This is a genomic window from Cupriavidus phytohabitans (genome assembly GCF_017815025.1).
Lineage (GTDB): Bacteria > Pseudomonadota > Gammaproteobacteria > Burkholderiales > Burkholderiaceae > Cupriavidus.
In genome coordinates this window covers 73,283-90,794 of record NZ_JAGIQB010000012.1, presented here as the reverse complement: position 1 = coordinate 90,794, position 17,512 = coordinate 73,283, and the positions used below count along the sequence as shown (strand labels likewise).

The 17,512-nt window shown below is 67.4% G+C and carries 17 protein-coding genes and 2 pseudogenes; 11 read left to right on the top strand and 8 right to left on the bottom strand.

What is annotated here, in order from left to right; all coding sequences use genetic code 11:
• Positions 1-18: 18 nt before the first annotated feature.
• The gene (locus J8I34_RS10735) at positions 19-1,596 is read right to left on the bottom strand and encodes a formate dehydrogenase beta subunit (protein ID WP_209768347.1); all 1,578 of its coding nucleotides are present in this window, start codon (positions 1,594-1,596) and stop codon (positions 19-21) included.
• Positions 1,593-2,111 (bottom strand): formate dehydrogenase subunit gamma, encoded by a 519-nt coding sequence (locus J8I34_RS10730; RefSeq protein ID WP_209768344.1) that lies wholly within the window; start codon positions 2,109-2,111, stop codon positions 1,593-1,595. Before J8I34_RS10730 ends, J8I34_RS10735 begins: the two co-directional genes overlap by 4 nt.
• Before the next feature lie 158 nt (positions 2,112-2,269).
• Here J8I34_RS10730 and J8I34_RS10725 point away from each other — a divergent pair, with 158 nt between their 5' ends.
• A complete protein-coding gene (locus J8I34_RS10725; protein WP_209768328.1) occupies positions 2,270-3,364 on the top strand; it encodes a substrate-binding domain-containing protein in 1,095 nt (364 codons plus the stop codon).
• Here J8I34_RS10725 and fdxA read toward each other — a convergent pair.
• Both fdxA and J8I34_RS10715 read right to left on the bottom strand, forming a co-directional pair.
• A complete protein-coding gene (fdxA, locus tag J8I34_RS10720) occupies positions 3,361-3,690 on the bottom strand; it encodes a ferredoxin FdxA (protein WP_209768325.1) in 330 nt (109 codons plus the stop codon). The genes J8I34_RS10725 and fdxA overlap by 4 nt on opposite strands.
• Positions 3,691-3,848: 158 nt before the next feature.
• The gene (locus J8I34_RS10715; RefSeq protein WP_029047926.1) at positions 3,849-4,316 is read right to left on the bottom strand and encodes a hemerythrin domain-containing protein; all 468 of its coding nucleotides are present in this window, start codon (positions 4,314-4,316) and stop codon (positions 3,849-3,851) included.
• A gap of 455 nt (positions 4,317-4,771) precedes the next feature.
• On the opposite strand from J8I34_RS10715, the gene J8I34_RS10710 reads away from it, so the two are divergent.
• The 6 genes and pseudogenes from J8I34_RS10710 (at position 4,772) to J8I34_RS10685 (ending at position 10,748) form a co-directional block, all read left to right on the top strand.
• Positions 4,772-5,422 (top strand): recombinase family protein, encoded by a 651-nt coding sequence (locus J8I34_RS10710; protein ID WP_209805995.1) that lies wholly within the window; start codon positions 4,772-4,774, stop codon positions 5,420-5,422.
• 132 nt (positions 5,423-5,554) lie between these two features.
• Positions 5,555-5,779 (top strand): chemotaxis protein CheB, encoded by a 225-nt coding sequence (locus tag J8I34_RS35475; RefSeq protein ID WP_371748061.1) that lies wholly within the window; start codon positions 5,555-5,557, stop codon positions 5,777-5,779.
• Positions 5,737-8,604, top strand: a pseudogene (locus J8I34_RS10700) (PAS domain S-box protein); the annotation flags it as partial. The gene J8I34_RS35475 and the pseudogene J8I34_RS10700, both read left to right, overlap by 43 nt.
• A gap of 297 nt (positions 8,605-8,901) precedes the next feature.
• Positions 8,902-9,378 carry a hypothetical protein gene (locus J8I34_RS10695; RefSeq protein WP_064737456.1) on the top strand — a complete coding sequence of 159 codons (477 nt, stop codon included), beginning with the start codon at positions 8,902-8,904 and terminating at the stop codon, positions 9,376-9,378.
• A 55-nt stretch (positions 9,379-9,433) separates the two neighbouring features.
• A pseudogene (locus J8I34_RS10690) lies at positions 9,434-9,949 on the top strand (NAD-dependent epimerase/dehydratase family protein); the annotation flags it as partial.
• Positions 9,950-9,992: 43 nt separating this feature from the next.
• Positions 9,993-10,748, top strand: a complete 756-nt coding sequence (locus tag J8I34_RS10685; protein ID WP_029047925.1) for a PIG-L deacetylase family protein — start codon at positions 9,993-9,995, stop codon at positions 10,746-10,748.
• Position 10,749: 1 nt separating this feature from the next.
• Here J8I34_RS10685 and J8I34_RS10680 read toward each other — a convergent pair whose 3' ends face one another.
• The gene (locus J8I34_RS10680) at positions 10,750-11,013 is read right to left on the bottom strand and encodes a hypothetical protein (protein WP_029047924.1); all 264 of its coding nucleotides are present in this window, start codon (positions 11,011-11,013) and stop codon (positions 10,750-10,752) included.
• A gap of 177 nt (positions 11,014-11,190) precedes the next feature.
• On the opposite strand from J8I34_RS10680, the gene J8I34_RS10675 reads away from it, so the two are divergent.
• A complete protein-coding gene (locus tag J8I34_RS10675; RefSeq protein ID WP_029047923.1) occupies positions 11,191-11,796 on the top strand; it encodes a UdgX family uracil-DNA binding protein in 606 nt (201 codons plus the stop codon).
• Positions 11,797-11,802: 6 nt separating this feature from the next.
• On the opposite strand, the gene J8I34_RS10670 is transcribed toward J8I34_RS10675, so the two are convergent.
• On the bottom strand, positions 11,803-12,093 hold the full coding sequence (locus J8I34_RS10670) for a hypothetical protein (RefSeq protein WP_029047922.1): 291 nt from the start codon (positions 12,091-12,093) through the stop codon (positions 11,803-11,805).
• Between the two features lie 270 nt (positions 12,094-12,363).
• On the opposite strand from J8I34_RS10670, the gene J8I34_RS10665 reads away from it, so the two are divergent.
• Complete coding sequence (locus J8I34_RS10665; RefSeq protein ID WP_209805994.1) at positions 12,364-12,753, top strand: hypothetical protein; 390 nt, start codon at positions 12,364-12,366, stop codon at positions 12,751-12,753.
• 51 nt (positions 12,754-12,804) lie between these two features.
• Complete coding sequence (gene budC / locus J8I34_RS10660; RefSeq protein WP_209768296.1) at positions 12,805-13,569, top strand: meso-2,3-butanediol dehydrogenase; 765 nt, start codon at positions 12,805-12,807, stop codon at positions 13,567-13,569.
• 66 nt (positions 13,570-13,635) lie between these two features.
• Here the strand turns inward: budC and sodB are convergent, their stop codons facing one another.
• Positions 13,636-14,217, bottom strand: a complete 582-nt coding sequence (gene sodB, locus J8I34_RS10655; RefSeq protein ID WP_012351891.1) for a superoxide dismutase [Fe] — start codon at positions 14,215-14,217, stop codon at positions 13,636-13,638.
• A 198-nt stretch (positions 14,218-14,415) separates the two neighbouring features.
• Positions 14,416-15,801, bottom strand: coding sequence for an exodeoxyribonuclease VII large subunit (xseA, locus tag J8I34_RS10650; protein WP_029047918.1), 1,386 nt, complete (start codon positions 15,799-15,801; stop codon positions 14,416-14,418).
• A gap of 1,077 nt (positions 15,802-16,878) precedes the next feature.
• On the opposite strand from xseA, the gene J8I34_RS10645 reads away from it, so the two are divergent.
• The gene (locus J8I34_RS10645) at positions 16,879-17,499 is read left to right on the top strand and encodes a MotA/TolQ/ExbB proton channel family protein (protein ID WP_209768280.1); all 621 of its coding nucleotides are present in this window, start codon (positions 16,879-16,881) and stop codon (positions 17,497-17,499) included.
• Positions 17,500-17,512 lie beyond the last annotated feature (13 nt).

Below are 17,512 nucleotides of genomic sequence, written 5' to 3'. Positions count from 1 at the left end.
GCGTCAGACAATGTCGGCTTAAGCCGCCTTGGCCTGGTTAGGGGCGAGGCCGAAGTCCTCGGGGAATTCATTGAGCGCGGACAGCACCGGGTACGGCGTCATGCCGCCCATCGCGCAGAGCGAGCCGTACAGCATGGTGTCGCACAGGTCGCGCACCAGCTTGACGTGCCGGATGACGCTTTCCTGCGGCTCGTCGCCGGCGATGATGCGGTCCATCACCTCGACGCCGCGGGTCGAGCCGATCCGGCACGGCGTGCACTTGCCGCAGGATTCGATCGCGCAGAACTCCATCGCATAGCGCGCCTGCCTGGCCATGTCGACGGTCTCGTCGAACACCACGATGCCGCCGTGGCCGACCACGCCGCCGAAGGCGGCAAAGGCCTCGTAGTCCAGCGGCACGTCGAAGCGCGACTCCGGCAGGTAGGCGCCGAGCGGGCCGCCCACCTGCACCGCGCGGATGGCGCGGCCGCTGCGGGTGCCGCCGCCGTAGTCGACCAGCAGCTCGCGCAGCGTGACGCCGAACGCTTTTTCCACCAGCCCGCCCTGCTTGATATTCCCGGCAAGCTGGAACGGCAGCGTGCCGCGCGAACGGCCCATGCCGTAGTCGCGGTAGTACTGCGCGCCGCGCGCCAGGATCACCGGCACGGTGGCCAGCGAGATCACGTTGTTGATCACGGTAGGCTTGCCGAACAAGCCCTCCAGCGCCGGCAGCGGCGGCTTGGCGCGCACCACGCCGCGCTTGCCTTCCAGGCTTTCCAGCAGCGCGGTTTCCTCGCCGCAGACATAGGCGCCTGCGCCCTTGCGCACTTCAAGGTGAAAGCGCTTGCCGCTGCCGCGCAGATCGTCGCCCAGCCAGCCGCCTGCGTTGGCGATGGCGATCGCGCTTTCCAGCACGGCGATGGCGTGGGGGTATTCGGAACGGCAGTAGATGTAGCCCTGCTCGGCGCCCACCGCGAGGCCGGCAATGATCATGCCTTCGATCAGCATGAACGGGTCGTCCTCCATCACCATGCGGTCGGAGAACGTGCCCGAGTCGCCTTCGTCGGCATTGCACACGATGTACTTGATGGCCGACTGTGCGCCCAGCACCGTCTTCCACTTGATGCCGGTCGGGAAGGCGGCGCCGCCGCGGCCGCGCAGGCCGGAATCGGTGACTTCCTGCACGATCTCGGCGGGCGTCATCGACAGCGTGCGCTCCAGGCCGGCAAAGCCCTCGTGCGCACGGTAATCGTCCAGCGACAGCGGGTCGGTGATGCCGATGCGGGCAAAGGTCAGGCGCTCCTGCTTCTTCAGGAACGGGATCTCCTCGGTCAGGCCAAGCGCCAGCGCATGCGCGCCGCCCTGCAGCAGGCCCGCGTCGAACAGCGACGGCACGTCTGCCGCGCTGACCGGGCCATAGGCCACGCGTCCCGCTTCGGTCTGCACCTCGACCAGCGGCTCCAGCCAGAACATGCCGCGCGAGCCGTTGCGGACGATGCGCACCGCTTCGCCGCGGCGGGCCGCCTCGCGTTCGATCGCGCGGGCGACTTCATCGGCGCCGAGCGCCAGCGCGGTGGAATCGCGTGGCACGAAGATGGTGTTGACAGTGGCGCTCATGCCTGGGCCTCCGCGGTTTCGTTGGCGGCCTGCGCTTCGCGCAGCGACCGCACCAGTGCATCGAAGCGCTTCGCATCGACATAGCCGTGCAGCCGTTCGCCGACCATCACGGCCGGGCCGCACGCGCACTGGCCCAGGCAGTACACCGGCTCCAGCGTGACCGCGCCGTCGGCGGTGGTTTCATGGAAGCCGCACCCCAGCGCACGTTTGGCGTGGTCGGCCAGCGCCTCGGCGCCGACCGCCTGGCAAGCCTCCGCCCGGCACACCTGGATCACATGGCGGCCGGCCGGCTGCTGGCGGAAGTGGTGGTAGAAGGTGATCACGCCATGCACCTCGGCCCGCGACAGGTTCAGCGCGCGGGCGATCACCGGCACGGCGGCGTCCGGGATATGGCCCTGCGTGTCCTGGATCTCGTGCAGGATCGGCAGCAATGCGCCCGGCATGTCTTGCCGCGCGGCGACGATGGCGTCGATCGCGGCCGCGGAGGCCTGGGCGTTGGGAGCGATGTCTGGCATGGCGTCTCCTGTGGGGTCGCTGGGGCTGGCAGCCACTGCCGTCCGCACCCCTTATATGCTATTTTTTTCCTATTTCCGACCTGTCAGCTACGCTGCCGAGGCCGTGGAATGCAATATAAGAGAGTGACAACGGTCGATCAATAAGCTATTTTTTTCATATGCTCCGTATCTCGATCCTCCCCCACCTGCAAATCCGCGACGACGGCCCCGACGGCGCCGAGGCGCTCGACGTGTCGCGGCTGGTCGCCCTGCTGGGCCATATCGAGGAATCGGGCAGCATCAGTCACTCCGCGCAGGCAGTGTCGCTGTCCTACCGCTACGCCTGGGGCATCCTGCGCGATGCCGAGGCCCTGTTCGGCGGCCCGCTGATCGACAAAACCCGCGGGCGCGGCAGTGCGCTGACGCCGCTGGCGCAGCAGCTGGTGTGGGCCAGCAAGCGCATCGGCGCGCGCCTGTCGCCGACGCTGGACAGCCTGGCCTCCGAGCTGGAAATCGAACTGAAGAAGCTGATGGAACAGTCCGGGGCCGCGGTCCGGCTGCATGCCAGCCACGGCTTCGCGGTGGCGGCGCTGCGCGACTTCCTCGACGAGCAGCACGTGCGGCACGACCTGAAGTACTGCGGCAGCGTCGAGGCGGTGGCGGCACTGGCCGCGGGAGCGTGCGATATCGCCGGCTTCCATGTGCCGGTGGGCGAGTTCGAGCACGGCATGTGGCGCCACTTCACCACCTGGCTCAAGCCCGACACGCACTGCCTGGTGCACCTGGCGGTGCGCAGCCAGGGGTTGTTCGTGCGCCCGGGCAACCCGCTCGGGATCCGCACGCTCGAAGACCTGACCCGGGGCGAGGTGCGCTTCGTCAACCGGCAGGTGGGCTCGGGCACGCGGCTGCTGCTTGACCTGATGCTGGCCGCGCGCCATATCGACCCGGCGCGCATCGAGGGCTACAGCAACGGCGAGTTCACCCACGCCGCGGTGGCGGCGTATATCGGCAGCGGCATGGCGGATGTGGGCTTCGGCGTGGAAACCGCGGCGCGGCGGTTCGGGCTGGGGTTCGAGCCGGTGATCAAGGAGCGCTACTTCTTCGCCATCGAAAAATCGATGCTGCGCAGCGCGGCGCTGTCGGGCGCGGTCGGCGCGCTGACCAGCGAGGCGTTCCGCCAGCGCGTCAATGCGCTGCCGGGCTATGACGGCACGCTGACCGGCAGCGTGCTGACGCTGGACGAAGCGTTTCCCGACTACGCCGGCACGCGCTAGCGCATCAGCAACGCCAGGCGGTCAGGATGGTCCGCCCATTGCTGGTGGCCGGCGATCGGACCCTTGGCCTGCAGCAGCGGCGGCCAGTCCGGCCGGCGCGACAGTTCGGCGTTCAGCGCGATGAAATGGCGCTTGTCGTCGGGCAGGTCGTGCTCGGAATAGATGGCGCCCACGGGGCACATCGGCACGCACATCGAGCAGTCGATGCACTGGTCGGGGTCGATGGCGAGGAAGTTGGGTCCTTCGTGGAAACACGTCATCGGACAGACTTCCACGCAATCGGTATGGCGGCACTGGATGCAGGCATCCGTCACGACAAAGGTCATGGGCAAACGCGGTACGGCGGTAAACACTGCGTCATCGTAGCCGCTTGGCAAGCCGCGCGGGTGGCGCGGCCTTGCGCGACTTATTCAAATCGCCTGAAGTCCGCACCGTGCCGCTTCTGCTGGCAAGTTGCATCCGGGGATGGGAGCGGTCCCGGAAATCAAGCGGTTTGCTGCATCAGTTCTTCCTTGCGCGCCGCCATGGCCTCAGCCACGTCGCGCAGGTTGACCTTCTCCTTGATCGCATTCTTGAACAGTTCGCCTTCCTCTTCCTCGATATGGTGGGAGACGTACTCGGACAGCACCGTGAAGTTGGCTGCGAGCATATCGCCGGCCGGGTCTTCCTCGATCGCCGCTATCAGGTCCTTGGCAACCTGGTGCTCGACCTGCGCTTCGTCCAGGATGTCGTCGATGTCATCGCCGACGCCGCGCAGCGCCGGGTAGAAGATTTCCTCCTCAATGGTGGCATGCACGGTCAGCTGGCGGCAGACCTCGAGCGCGATCGATTCCTTCTCATCGCGGTCGTCGGTGTCCTTGAACGCCTTGAACAGTTTCTTGACCGCGCGGTGATCGTCCATCAATGCGCCGATGGCGTCGGCCTGGTCTGCGGGGATCTTCGACTTGTCCACGATTGCCTCCTGGGAACTTGAGTGGGAAGCCGGTCTTGCCCGGCTGTGCCACCGTGCAGGCAGGTTCTGTGCCCGACGCGCACACGGTGGGACACCGGGCAACGACGGCACGGATCCGGCACGCGCGCACGGTAATCATTGCAATTCCTGCGCGAAGGGTTGTTATTTGTGCCCGCCAAGGCGCGCGCCGCCTCGGCCAGGCTCAAGGGCGTGGCCGCGCCGAGGGCGCGCAGCTGCCGACCTCGTGCCGTTGCAGAGCGACCGTAAAGGGTACGTAGAACTTGCGTTACGTACACAGCAAAAATGCGCACATACGCACGTTTACCGTCACTATCTTGCCACCCCCGCAGCTGGGACGAGTTTTGCTAATCAGAAGAAACAGGTCGCCTGCCCGGCTTGCCCCAAGGGACGCCCAGCCGTGCGACCGGAGACGAAAACCAGAACGAGGAAGCCTCATGACGTCTACCTTCATCTACTCGAACCGCGCCCGTGACCTCGAAGCGATGGAAGATGAAATGCGCATAGCCGACCGGGCCGGCTATACCGTCGACCTGCGCCGCGCTTTCTGGGAGTGCGAGCCGGCCTCGGTGCCCGCGGCCGAACGGCCGCGGATGCTGTCGCTGCTGCAACGGGTGCGGGCCGGCGATACGCTGGTGACGACGCAGCTGAGCTGCCTGGGCTGGAGCGTGCAGGAAGTGCTGGGCACGGTCCGCAAGTTCCGCCTGCTCGGCGTGGCGCTGCACTGCGTGCAACTCGGCCGCGCCAACCTGTCCAGCCCCGCGCCGCCTGAAGCTGTCATGGTGCTGCGCGCAGTGGCCGCGCTGGAGGGCAGCACGCGCAGCGCGCGCGTGCGCGACAGCCTGGCTGCGGCCAAGGCCATGGGTCGTGCGGTCGGACGCCCGCCCAAGCACAAGCCCGACGAGCGCGATGCCATCCTGCGCTTGCTGGCGGAAGGCCAGTCGGTCAGCGAAACGGCGCGGCGCTTCAACACTTCACGCCAGACCGTGCTGCGGATACGCGCGGCGGCGCCGGCCATCGTCCAGCCATCCGACACCGGCGCCGCTGCCGAGCCCGAAGTGCCGGCAGAGGTATCCACCGCGGAGTAGACCGGCAGCCTGCCGCTCGATTCCGGCTGCCGGCAGCGGCCTGAAACCAACCCGAGATCCCATGAAGCGCGACACCATAGTCCTGGGCACTCCTCCGGCGGCGTCAATGCGCTGCGGGATATAGCCGCCGGCTTGCCGCCGGACCTGGACGCGGCCGTACTCGCCGTGCTGCACATCGGCGCCAACCCTAGCATGCTGCCGGACATGCTGGCCAGCGTCGGGCCTCTGCCGGCCCGCCACGCCCGCGATGGCGAGCCGCTGCGGCCCGGCGCAATCTACGTGGCGCCACCCGACCAACACCTGATGATCGTCGACACAACGTGCTCAGCGATCCGCCGTTCTCGCGGCTGGACCTGATCTGCTGCCGCAACCTGCTGATCTACCTGGACCGCGACGCGCAGACCGAAATCCTGCGCACCTTCCATTTCGCGCTGCGCCCGGGCGGCTACCTGTTCCTGGGCAGCTCCGAAGCCGCCGACAGCGTCAGCAACCTGTTTTCGGTGGTCGACAAGAAGGCCCGCATCTACCGCGCCAACGTCGCGGTGCGCGCCGAAACGCCGTTGCCACTGTCGGCCGGCATGCTCAATGCGCGCACGCCGGTGACGGTGCTGCAGCCGGCCGGCAAGCGCAAGTTCTCCTTCGGCGACCTGCACCAGCGGCTGATCGAGCAGCACGCGCCGCCGAGCGTGCTGGTCAGCCGCGATTCCGAGATCGTGCACCTGTCGGACCGCGCCGGGCGCTTCCTGCAGTACGCCGGCGGCGTGCCGTCGCACAACATCATCGGCGCGGTGCGCCAGGAACTGCGGCTGGAACTGCGTACCGCGATCTACCAGGCGCTGCAGACCAACCACAGCGTCGAGGCCCGGCGCGTACAGCTCGAACGCGACGGCAGGCATTTCTTCGTCAACATGACGGCGCGCCCGGTACACGACGCCGAGGCCAACGGCGACTTCGTGCTGGTGCTGTTCGACGAGGTCGAGGACAGCATGAGCGCAACGCCGCGCGGCCAGGCCGCCGACGAGCGCGACCCGATGATCGCGCAGCTCGAACGCGAGTTGCATCGCACGAAGGAGCAGCTGCAGGCCACCATCGAGCAGTCGGAAACCTCGACCGAGGAACTCAAGGCCTCCAACGAAGAGCTGCAGGCGATCAACGAAGAGTTGCGCTCGACCACGGAAGAGCTGGAGACCAGCAAGGAAGAACTGCAGTCGATCAACGAGGAGCTGACCACCGTCAACGCCGAACTCAAGTCCAAGGTCGAGGAAACGGGCAAGATCAACGACGACCTGCAGAACCTGATCATGGCCAACGATATCGGCACGGTCTTCGTCGATCGCAACCTGTGCATCAAGCGCTACACCCCGCGCGCCACCGACGTCTTCAGCATCATCCCGTCCGACATCGGCCGTTCGCTGCTCGATATCACGCACCGGCTCGAGTACGACAAGCTTGCCGACGATGCCGGCGAAGCCTTCGACTCCCTGCGCCTGATCGAACGCGAAGTCAAGAGCAGCGACGGCCGCTGGTACCTGGCGCGCTTCCTGCCGTACCGCACCACCGAGGACCGCATCGAGGGCGCGGTGCTGTCGTTCATCGACATCACGTCGCGCCGCGCGGCCGAAGAGCGCCTGAGCGAAGGCGAGAAGCGCATGAATATCGTGGCGGAAAGCACGCGCGACTACGCCATCATCACCTTCGACGACGAAGGCCGCGTCACCAGCTGGAACACCGGCGCCGAACGGATCTTCGGCTATACCGAGGCGGAGATGCTTGGACAGGAAGCGGAAACCCTGTACACGCCCGAGGACCGCGCCGCCCGCATCGCGCAGGAAGAAATGGCGCAGGCGCGCCTGTACGGCCGCGTCGAGGAAGACCGCTGGCACCAGCGCAAGGACGGCAGCCGCTTCCGCGCCAGCGGGGTGCTGTCGCGCATTGACAAGGGCGGCTTCAGCGGCTTTGCCAAGATCATGCGCAACCTCGACGAAGTGGCGCTGACGCGGCTGGCCACGCGCACCGGGCGCCAGGGAATCATCGATTCCGCGGACGCGCGCACCGGCGAACGCGCCGACGCGCGTGCCGAACGCATGCGCGACGAATTCCTGGCCGTGGTGTCGCACGAACTCAAGCATCCGCTCAACCTGATCAGCGCCAGCGCCGAGCTGATCATCCGTTCGCCCGAAGGGCGCGGCAACCCGGTGATCCAGCGCGCCGCCGGCACCATCCGGCGCACCGTGATCGGACAGGCGCACATCATCGACGACCTGCTGGACATGTCGCGCCTGCGCACCGGCAAGCTGTCGATCGCACGCGCGCCGGTCGACTGGCGCGAAGTGGTCGAGCGCGTCTGCCACGCCATCGAGGAAGAGGCCAGGCGCAAGGACATCGCGCTGGAGAGCATCTTGCCGGCCGGTCCGCTGATGATCGACGCCGACCTGACGCGGGTCGAGCAGGTGGTGTGGAACCTGGTCAGCAATGCGCTCAAATACACCAGCGCCGGCGGCAGGATCACGGTCTCGCTGGTGACAGAGGGCGGCGACGGCGTGCTGGAGATACGCGATACCGGCATTGGCATCGATGCGCAGAACCTGCCGCATATCTTCGATATGTTCCGCCAGGGCACCGCGCCGAGCGCGCGGCAGGGGGGACTTGGCATCGGCCTGTCGCTGGTACGCGAGCTGGTGACCATGCAGGGCGGCACGGTGCGCGCGAATTCCGACGGGCTCGGCAAGGGTTCGGTGTTCACCGTAACGCTCCCGCTGCGCGAGGAAGTCGCCGCCGACTCCGCGCCGGCGCTTGCGCCATCGCTGCCGCTGGGCGGCACCGAGATCCTGCTGGTCGACGACGATTCCGGCACGGTCGAGACCTTCAAGATGCTGCTCGAAATGGAAGGCGCCAGCGTGTCGGTTGCCACCAGCGGGCAGGAGGCACTGGATCGTCTCGGGCAGCATTGCCCGGACCTGCTGCTGTCGGACATCGGCATGCCCGGCATGTCGGGCCTGGACTTTATTCGCGCCATCCGCCGCCAGCCGCACCTGCACAAGCTGACCGCGATTGCATTGAGCGGCTATGGCCGGCCGGACGATATCCGCGAGTCGATGCAGGCAGGCTTCGACGCGCACCTGACCAAGCCCGTCTCACTGGAAGCCTTGCTGAACGCCATCCGGGAGCTGCGCGTCGCCTGAGGCGCAACGGGGTCCGTTTGGCGTCCGTTTGGCGTCCGTTTGGCGTCCGTTTGGCGTCCGTTTGGCGTCCGTTTGGCCGGTGCGCCAACGGAAGCCCGTGCCGGATTTACGCGCAAGGTTGCAATTCTCCCTGCGGGCCAGGCGCCGCGCTGGCCGGCGCCGCGCCTGCCGTCCCGGTGGCGCGCTGGAACGCTCCTTGCAGCGTTACCAGTGAGCGCGCAATCGCAACCAGACCCCGGCACCGAGGCGCAACTTCATGCTTCGCATGGGTGGCAAACGCGGGCGCCGCCCACTGCCATGATCTTCTTCCATCACGACACGCTTGCGCAGACCGAGCCCGCGGTTGGCACCGCCTCCGCGCACGCACCGGCTTTGCAGCCACCGGCTCCCGCCAGGCGTGCTGCGCGGCCCACCATATTCCTCGAAACCCTGCTGGCGACCCGCCTGGAACTGCTGAGCCGCGACCGGGTGTGGCCCTCGCACACGATGGCGCAACGCCAGCGGGTGCTGCTCACGCTTTGGGCGCAGCGGCCCGAGGGCCTGTTCGAGCAGCATGGCACCGCAGACAGCATCGAACACTGCTTGCACGAGGCCTTTGCCCGCGCCGGAGCGGGCTCCAAAGTGCAGGCCGCGATGGCGCTGAAACGGGCCTACTACCTGGTCTGCTGCACAGTCTCGGCCGGCACATCCGCGCGCAAAGACCGGCGCGCGGCGCCGGCCGGCGATGGCAGCGGCATTGCCAGTGGCAATGGCCGGCTCCACGGCAAACCCTGAACGGAGTGCAGCGCACCCCGCCACCATGCGCAGCGTCTCATCCCATTCGGCCGGATCGCGCATTTTCAACACGTATGGGCCGCGCATGCATCCCGCGGACGGCCGCGTGGTGTCCAACTTCATCACCCAGGCATTGGCCGGGCAGCCGCTGACGGTCTATGGCGATGGCGCGCAGACGTGCGCCTTCTGCTATGTCGACGACCTGGTGGACGCGCTGGTGCGGCTGATGGAAGCGCCCGCTTCCGGCATGCCGGTCAACCTCGGCAATCCGCGCGAGACGACTATGCTGGAGATTGCGCAGGAAGTGCTGCGCGCCACCGGCTCGCGTTCGCCGGTCGAGATGCGCCCCCTGCCCGCCGACGACCCGCACCAGCGCTGCCCCGATATCTCGCTGGCGCGAAGCCTGCTGGGCTGGGAGCCGCGCACGTCGCTTGAGGAAGGCCTGCGCCACACGGTCGACTACTTCGCCGCGCGGCTCGCGGCACAAGCGCATGCGCAGGGCGCGCCGGGCAACGTGGTGCCGGTATCCGCCACGGCACGCGAAGCCCGCGCCGTGGTGCTCAACAAGTAGCGCGCGAGACGAACCTGCCAGTGGCGATGGCAAGGGTGATTCGATGGTGACTGACATAGCCGGACCGGTGACGGTGATTTCACCGCACCTGGACGATGCGGTGTTCAGCTGCGGCGGCCTGATCGCCGCGGCACGCGGCGCGCGCGTGGTGACGGTCTTCGCCGGCGTCCCGCCCGCCGGCGTGCCGGCACCGGACGGGGACCGCGCCGCGGGCTTCGACAGCGCCGAGCAGGCGGTGCGCGCGCGCCGGCGCGAGGACAACCGCGCGCTTGGCATGCTGGGCGCGCAGCCGGTCTGGCTCGATTTCTGGGACAGCCAGTACGGCCGCCGCCATACGCCGCGCGAGATCGCCGACAGCTTGCAGCACGTCCTGGCGACGCAGGCCGACGGCATGGTGGCTGCGCCGCTCGGCCTGTTCCATTCCGATCATGTGCTGGCGCATGAAGCCTGCCGCATGCTGATGCAGGCGGCGCAGGTGCGCGCGGCGGCGTGGGCCGCGCTGCTGGTGCCCTCGCGAGCGCAGGCGGCATCGACGCCGCCGGTGCAGTGGCTGTACTACGAAGACGCGATCTACCGCCGCTTGCCCGGTGTGCTGCAGCAACGGCTGGCCGAATGCCTGCGCGCGGGGCTGCATGCGACCCCGGTCAACCTGCCGGTCAGCCAGCATCTCGCGCAGAAGAGCTATGCGGTCAATGCCTACCAGAGCCAGTTGCAGATGTTCGGCGAAGAGCAGCTGTGCGACCTGTGCGCGCCGGAGCGCTACTGGTGGCTGTCTGCCGGCGAGCCCGCGCAAGGCTGATTCAACTTTCCGATACCGATGCCTGCTGACCAAGCCCCAGGAACACGGGCATGGTCACCAGCCCGAGCCGCGCCGCGGCCGGCGTGACTTCGTCGACCACCAGCTTCAGCAGCAGCGGCACCGCGACCGCGCAGGCCTTGGCCAGCAGCAGCAGCAGCAGCAGCGACACCGCCACCACCACGCGCAGGCGGAAACGCCAGATCGCACGGAACAGCTCCGCGGCAATTCGGCGGCGGGATGGCGGCGCTATCGGTTGCTGGGGCATGCGTACTGGGAGTCGGCGTCCGGGTCCGCGGGTGGTATGGCAGCCGGGCGGGCCGCCACGAGGTGTTGGGGCGAGGCAAATTCCGTACCGGTACGTTCCGCCGGCGGCGCATGGCGCGGAACCTGCTGCGCACCTTGCAGCGGGGCCATTGCGTTCCGACCGCCCGATATCGATGCCATGCCCGAGCGCAGGAAACCACCGGTCAGCCGTGCCGAACTGAATGAATGCCGGCGTTGCCCGCTATGGCGCAACGCCACGCAGGGCGTGCCCGGCGCCGGCGCGTCGCACGCCCGCATCATGCTGGTGGGCGAACAGCCCGGCTCGCAGGAAGACCTGCAGGGCTCACCGTTCGTGGGCCCCGCGGGACGCCTGCTGGACGATGCGCTCGAACAGGCCGGACTGGACCGCGACAAGCTGTTCATGACCAATGCGGTCAAGCATTTCAAGTTCGAGCTGCGCGGCAAGCGGCGGCTGCACAAGACGCCGGGGCAACTGGAGATCGAAGCCTGCCACCTGTGGCTCGAGCGCGAGCTGAAGCAGGTGGATCCGACGATCATCGTCGCGCTGGGCGGCACCGCCGCGCGCGCGGTGCTGGGCCGCAAGAGCGTGACGCTGGGCGCGATGATGGACACGCCGGTCGAGCACGAGGGCCGGCTCGTCATCGCCACCTATCATCCCTCGTTCGCGCTGCGCCAGCGTTCCGACGACGCGCGCGCGGCCGCGTTCGACCGCATCGTGCGCAGCCTGCGCGCCGCCGCGCGGCTGGCGCGCGGCGAACGCTAGCCAGACTCAGGAACGGTTCAGCGTGGGCGGTGCGTCGGGATCGCGGCTGCCCGGGTCGTGCAGGTCGCGCTTGCCGAGGCCAGGCGGGAAATCGCCGCGGCCGGGCTTGCCGGGCTTCTCTTCGCTCTGCGGCGCGGGTTCGCCTTTGCGATGCGAAGCCGCATGTTCCCAATCCGCAGCGGCGCGTTCGCGCGCGCGCTGGTTTTCCGCCGCGTTTTCCTGCAGTTCGCGGTCATCCAGTCCCTGGCGCTTGTCGAGCGAAGGATTGCCCGACGTGTCGTGCTTGCTTTGCTTCATGGCACCTCCTGAGGCATCGGCCGCGGCGCGGCCACTTCACCATGGCGCGCAACTTTCGTTCCACGGCTGCGACGCTGCGGCGGACCGGACACATGCCCGGCCCTTTCCCGGCCATACAGCATGCCGCGGATGACACCTGTAAGAACGGCCAGCGCTTGTAGAAAATGCGATGCGGCGAGTGAACGCGGCGACGCGGGCCCTTGTGCTATCCGTGGCCCGGCAAATGCTTGGCGCAACAACAGCAAGACACCATCACTTCAGGAGAGAGTCATGCGCATCCGCATTTCCTCGCGCCTTGCCGCCGCCGCGCTGCTGTCGCTGCTGGCCGGCGGCGCGCTGGCCCGGAAGGCGGACAGCACCGGCGTGCGCACCGACAAGGGCCCCAAGGGCAGCCAGACCATTCCGCCGCCGGGCGCCGAGGGGGCGCCATCGAGCACGCCGGGCGCCACGCCGACCAATCCCGGCGGGCTTGCGCGTGAGCTGGGCGACGTGCCCAGGGAACCGCATACGGCCGGCGGCCTGCCTGGCCGCGACAAGCCAAAGCCGGCATCGGAAAGTGCCGGCAAGGTCGACCGCGATGGCTTGCACGGCAAGCCGCGCACGGGCAGCGGCGGCGCGAGCATCGACCAGACCCGTGTGCCCGATTCCAAGGGACGTTGAAATCGGTTCGAACTCGCGTCTTCATGCGTCTTCACACAGGAGGTAGACTTCATGCAACGCTTTACCGACAAGGTGGTCATCGTGACCGGCGCAGGATCGGGCATCGGCGCGGCGACCACGCGCCGCTTCGCCGAAGAAGGAGCCAGCGTGGTGCTGGCCGGACGCACGCGCGAGAAGCTCGACACGGTCGCCGGCACGCTGCCCGGGGGCCGCCACCTGGTGCATGTCACGGACGTTTCGCAGTGGGAACAGGTCGAAGCGCTGGTGTCGGCGACGCTGCAGCGGTTCCAGCGGCTCGACGTGATGGTGAATAACGCCGGCGTCGCGGTCGAAGGCCGCATTACCGAAGCCAGCCTGGACGACTGGCACAAGGTGACCGCGATCGACCTCGACGGCGTGTTCCACGGCTGCCGCGCGGCCATGCCCGCGCTGCTCAAGTCGCGCGGGTGCATCGTCAACGTGTCGTCGGTATCGGGGCTCGGCGGCGATTGGGGGCTGTCCTTCTATAACGCGGCCAAGGGCGGCGTCAGCAACCTGACGCGCGCACTGGCCATGGACTATGGCCGCGACGGCGTGCGCGTCAATGCCGTATGCCCGTCGCTGACGCGCACCGACCTGACCAGGGATATGTTCGGGGACGAAGCGCTGCTGGAGCGCTTCCGCGACCGCATCGCGCTGGGCCGCACCGCCGAGCCCGAAGACATCGCCGCGGTGATCGCGTTCCTGGCAAGCGACGATGCGCGCTTTGTCACCGGCATCAATTTGCCGGTGGATGGCGGACTGATGGCGTCGAACGGGCAACCGAGGCAGGACTGAAGCGCAGGCGAGCGCGCAACAAAAAAGGGCCTTGCGGCCCTTTTTCATGAGACGGTGATCCGTGGATCAGCCAGCGAAGTTCTTGCCGGCGAAGTCCCAGTTCACGACGTTCCAGAATGCCTCGACGTACTTCGGACGGGCATTGCGATAGTCGATGTAGTAGGCGTGTTCCCACACGTCGCAGGTCAGCAGCGGCTTGGCGTCGGTGGTCAGCGGCGTGGCGGCGTTGGAGGTGGACACCAGGTCCAGCGAGCCGTCGGCCTTCTTCACCAGCCAGGCCCAGCCCGAACCGAAGGTGCCGACGGCGACCTTGGTGAACTCTTCCTTGAACTTGTCGAACGAGCCCCACTTGGCGTTGATGGCGTCAGCCAGCGCGCCGGTCGGCTGGCCGCCGCCGTTGGGCTTCAGCGAATCCCAGTAGAAGGTGTGGTTCCACACCTGGGCTGCGTTGTTGAAGATGCCGCCCGACGACTTCTTCACGATCTCTTCCAGGGTCGCGTTCTCGAACTCGGTGCCCTTGATGAGGTTGTTCAGGTTGGTGACGTAGGTCTGGTGGTGCTTGTCATGATGGAACTCCAGCGTCTCCTTGGAGATGTGCGGAGCCAGGGCATCATGCGCGTACGGGAGCGGGGGGAGCTTGTGTTCCATTGTTCTGTCTCTGTGGGTTGGGGTTGTAGGGTCCGGAATTGCCGATTGTAGGGGACTTGTAATACCCACGCAAACCGCAGGCCTATGCCCCCTGCTCCGATGTTAGTTTGTCCTGGCGCTGGTTTCCGGGGGTTTTACGCGTCCTTTCCCGGACGCTTCCCGGGCGCGGATCGGACCCGTTGCGGACATGGCGCGTGCTCAGAATTCAGGCAGCTTCGCCTGCACGCCGGCAATCGACAGGTCGGCCACGCCCTCGGCCAGGTGCGCCTCGACCACGCTGCCCGGGCGGATCTCGGAGGGCGAGCGCAGCGCGCGTCCGCGCTGGTCGAGCAGCACCGCGTAGCCGCGCTCGAGCGTGCGCTGCGGCGCCAGCAGTTCCAGCGCACCGGCGGCGCGTGCCAGGCGCTGGCCGGCGCGCTCGTGGCCGCGCGTGGCGGCGGCCTGCAGCCGCTGCCATAGCCGTGCCAGATCCGCCTGCGCCGCGGCGGTGTCGGGACGGCATGCGCTCCAGCGCATCGCCAGCACTTGCTGGCGGTGGCGCTGCGACACCACGGTGTCGCGCAATGCCGACCGCAAGTGTCGGGCCAGATTGTCGACGCGCGCGCGGCGTTCCTGCAGCTGCGCCTGCGGGCTGCGCACGCGCCGCGCCAGCCAGTCCAGGTGCTGGGCGCGCAGGTCCAGCGCGCGGCGCATCGCCTGCGCCAGCGCGTCGCGGCCGCGCAGGGTCTGCGCCAGCAGGTGCGAACGGTCGGGGCTGACCAGTTCGGCCGCGCCGGTCGGCGTGGGCGCGCGCACGTCGGCGACGAAATCGGCAATGGTGAAGTCGGTCTCGTGGCCCACGCCGGAAATCAGCGGCAGCGCGCAGCGCGCGATCGCATGCGCGACCACCTCTTCATTGAACGACCACAGGTCTTCGATGCTGCCCCCGCCGCGGCACAGGATCAGCACGTCGCAGTCACGGCGCGCATCGGCCAGGTCGATCGTGTCGGCAATCTTCTGGGCCGCCCCAGCCCCCTGCACCGGTACCGGATAGACCACCACCGGCACATGCGGCGCGCGCCGGCGCAGCGTGGTCAGCACATCGCGCAGGGCGGCGGCCTGCAGCGAGGTGATGACGCCGATGGTGCGCGGATGCGACGGTACCGGCCGCTTGCGCTCCGGGGCGAACAGGCCGGCCTGCGCCAGCTTTTCCTTCAGCCGCAGGAAGGCTTCATACAGGTTGCCCAGGCCGGCGCGGCGCATCGCTTCCACGCCGAGCTGCAGTTCGCCGCGCGCCTCGTACATCGTGACCACGGCGCGCACCTCGACCGCCTCGCCCTCGCGCGGCTGGAAGTCGACATGCTGGTTGCGGCCGCGGAACATCACGCAGCGGATCTGGGCACGCGCATCCTTGAGCGAGAAATACCAGTGGCCGCTTGCCGCGCGGGTGAAGTTGGAGATTTCCCCGCGCACCCAGGCCAGCGGAAAGCTGCGCTCCAGCAACCGGGCGATTGTGTGGTTCAGCTCACCGACAGGAATGACTTCGCGGCCACTGCGCGGGCCGGTGGAGGACGCGTCACGCGAAAAGCTGGTCAGGTCGGGCATGGCGCACGCCGGTCAAGCGGCGTTAATGGGACATGTCCACAGCATAACTGGTCTGTCAAGGGGGTAGCCATGATGGCCGGATGCTGTCCCGCAGGCCGCATCGCTTCGTACAACCCCTTGATTTTTATGAGATTTATGATCGCAATAAAAATTAGGCAATATAACCAATTCTCTTTTGCATCAACCACTTAGCGAGTGTGGATTGCGCTTGTTCACAAAGTTATCCACAGATTCTCTGGATAAAGTACCGGGTTTACCCGACTTTACCGCAGCCATGCCCGTCAAGCGTGGCGCGCGTCACGCCCCAGGCGGCGTAGCCGGCATGCCACGGCACGGGCCAGCACGTCATCATGTGGAACGGCGCCAGGCGAGGGATTGCCTAATTTCCAGGCAGGCGGCCACATATCAAATAAAATCAATGGGTTAGCCTACCTCTCCAGACTTTATCCACAGGCCGTCCACAATCCTCTCCCTGCCTGGTGTGGAAAAGCACGGGTTTACCCAAGCGACGCGGCGCCGGCCCTTTCGGTGGCGCGTCAGCGCGCATTTGCCTGTTTTTTAGGCAATCACGTGCTCAACCTTTTAAATCAACGACTTAGGTGGCTTCTCAGATACCTGTCCACAACCGTTCCACAATCCTGTCCCGCACTCGTGTGGAAGAGATCGCCCGGCATGGTGCGCCTGCGCACAGACAAGGGTGCGTGATAGCGCCCAACCCGTTTTCCCCTGATGTGAGGCAAGCGCCGCGAGCCCTCGGCGCGGGTTGCACAATTTTTAAGCAGACCAAAACTTCCTCTTGCGAATCAATCACTTGCCTCCCTTGTCCGGCGGCTTTCCACAATCGATCCACAATTCTGTCCCTGCGCCCTGTGGAAAGTCGACGGCGACATCGGCCGGCGCCGATGCGCGCCCGAGACAGCCGGCCCCGCCGTCGCTTGCCGCGCGGCAGGCCGCGGGGTAGAGTTGCGCCTGATTTTTCAGAGCAATGCCGGAGTGCGCTGCCTGCTGACGCGCCTCAAGGCATGCCGACCAGCTGGTTGGGGTTTCTTTATTGGGTTGTCGATCCCGGGGGTCCAATTGTTTTCCATCATTCAAGCGGCCGGCTGGCCGATCTGGCCGCTGTTGCTGGCCTCGGTCCTCGCGCTGGCGCTGGTCGTCGAACGCTTCCTGTCGCTCAAGCGCAGCAAGGTGCTGCCGCCTCGGCTCTATGACGAAGCGCTGTCCGCCGCTCAGCAGCGCCGCGCCACGCCGGAAGTGGTCAACACGCTCGAACAGAATTCGCCGCTCGGCCGCGTGCTGGCCGCCGGCCTGCGCCACGTGGTGCTGCAGCCGCACACCTCGCGCGACGCCGCCAAGGACGTGGTCGAGGAAGCCGGCCGCGCGGTCGCGCATGAGCTGGAGCGCTACCTGAACGCGCTCGGCACGATCGCCTCGGTGGCGCCGCTGATGGGCCTGCTGGGCACCGTGATCGGCATGATCGAGATCTTCGGCAGCCAGGGCGGCACCGGCGCCAATCCGGAACAGCTCGCGCACGGCATCTCGGTGGCGCTGTACAACACCGCCTTCGGCCTGATCGTGGCGATCCCGGCGCTGATCTTCTGGCGCTACTTCCGCCGCCGCGTGGACGATTACGTGGCCGAGCTGGAATTCCGCGCCACCGCGTTCCTGGACGCGATCCTGCCGCAGCGCCGCAGCTGATCACGGACCTGCC

Excerpts from the sequence above, each read along its gene's own strand:
- J8I34_RS10675 (WP_029047923.1), top strand. The coding sequence starts at position 11,191 with ATGCCCGAGCGCAGGAAACCACCGGTCAGCCGTGCCGAACTGAATGAA.
- budC (WP_209768296.1), top strand. The coding sequence starts at position 12,805 with ATGCAACGCTTTACCGACAAGGTGGTCATCGTGACCGGCGCAGGATCG.
- J8I34_RS10680 (WP_029047924.1), bottom strand. The coding sequence starts at position 11,013 with ATGCCCCAGCAACCGATAGCGCCGCCATCCCGCCGCCGAATTGCCGCG.
- J8I34_RS10735 (WP_209768347.1), bottom strand. The coding sequence starts at position 1,596 with ATGAGCGCCACTGTCAACACCATCTTCGTGCCACGCGATTCCACCGCG.
- J8I34_RS10670 (WP_029047922.1), bottom strand. The coding sequence starts at position 12,093 with ATGAAGCAAAGCAAGCACGACACGTCGGGCAATCCTTCGCTCGACAAG.
- xseA (WP_029047918.1), bottom strand. The coding sequence starts at position 15,801 with ATGCCCGACCTGACCAGCTTTTCGCGTGACGCGTCCTCCACCGGCCCG.
- fdxA (WP_209768325.1), bottom strand. The coding sequence starts at position 3,690 with ATGACCTTTGTCGTGACGGATGCCTGCATCCAGTGCCGCCATACCGAT.
- J8I34_RS10665 (WP_209805994.1), top strand. The coding sequence starts at position 12,364 with ATGCGCATCCGCATTTCCTCGCGCCTTGCCGCCGCCGCGCTGCTGTCG.
- J8I34_RS10725 (WP_209768328.1), top strand. The coding sequence starts at position 2,270 with ATGCTCCGTATCTCGATCCTCCCCCACCTGCAAATCCGCGACGACGGC.
- J8I34_RS10710 (WP_209805995.1), top strand. The coding sequence starts at position 4,772 with ATGACGTCTACCTTCATCTACTCGAACCGCGCCCGTGACCTCGAAGCG.
- J8I34_RS10730 (WP_209768344.1), bottom strand. The coding sequence starts at position 2,111 with ATGCCAGACATCGCTCCCAACGCCCAGGCCTCCGCGGCCGCGATCGAC.
- sodB (WP_012351891.1), bottom strand. The coding sequence starts at position 14,217 with ATGGAACACAAGCTCCCCCCGCTCCCGTACGCGCATGATGCCCTGGCT.
- J8I34_RS10695 (WP_064737456.1), top strand. The coding sequence starts at position 8,902 with ATGATCTTCTTCCATCACGACACGCTTGCGCAGACCGAGCCCGCGGTT.
- J8I34_RS10685 (WP_029047925.1), top strand. The coding sequence starts at position 9,993 with ATGGTGACTGACATAGCCGGACCGGTGACGGTGATTTCACCGCACCTG.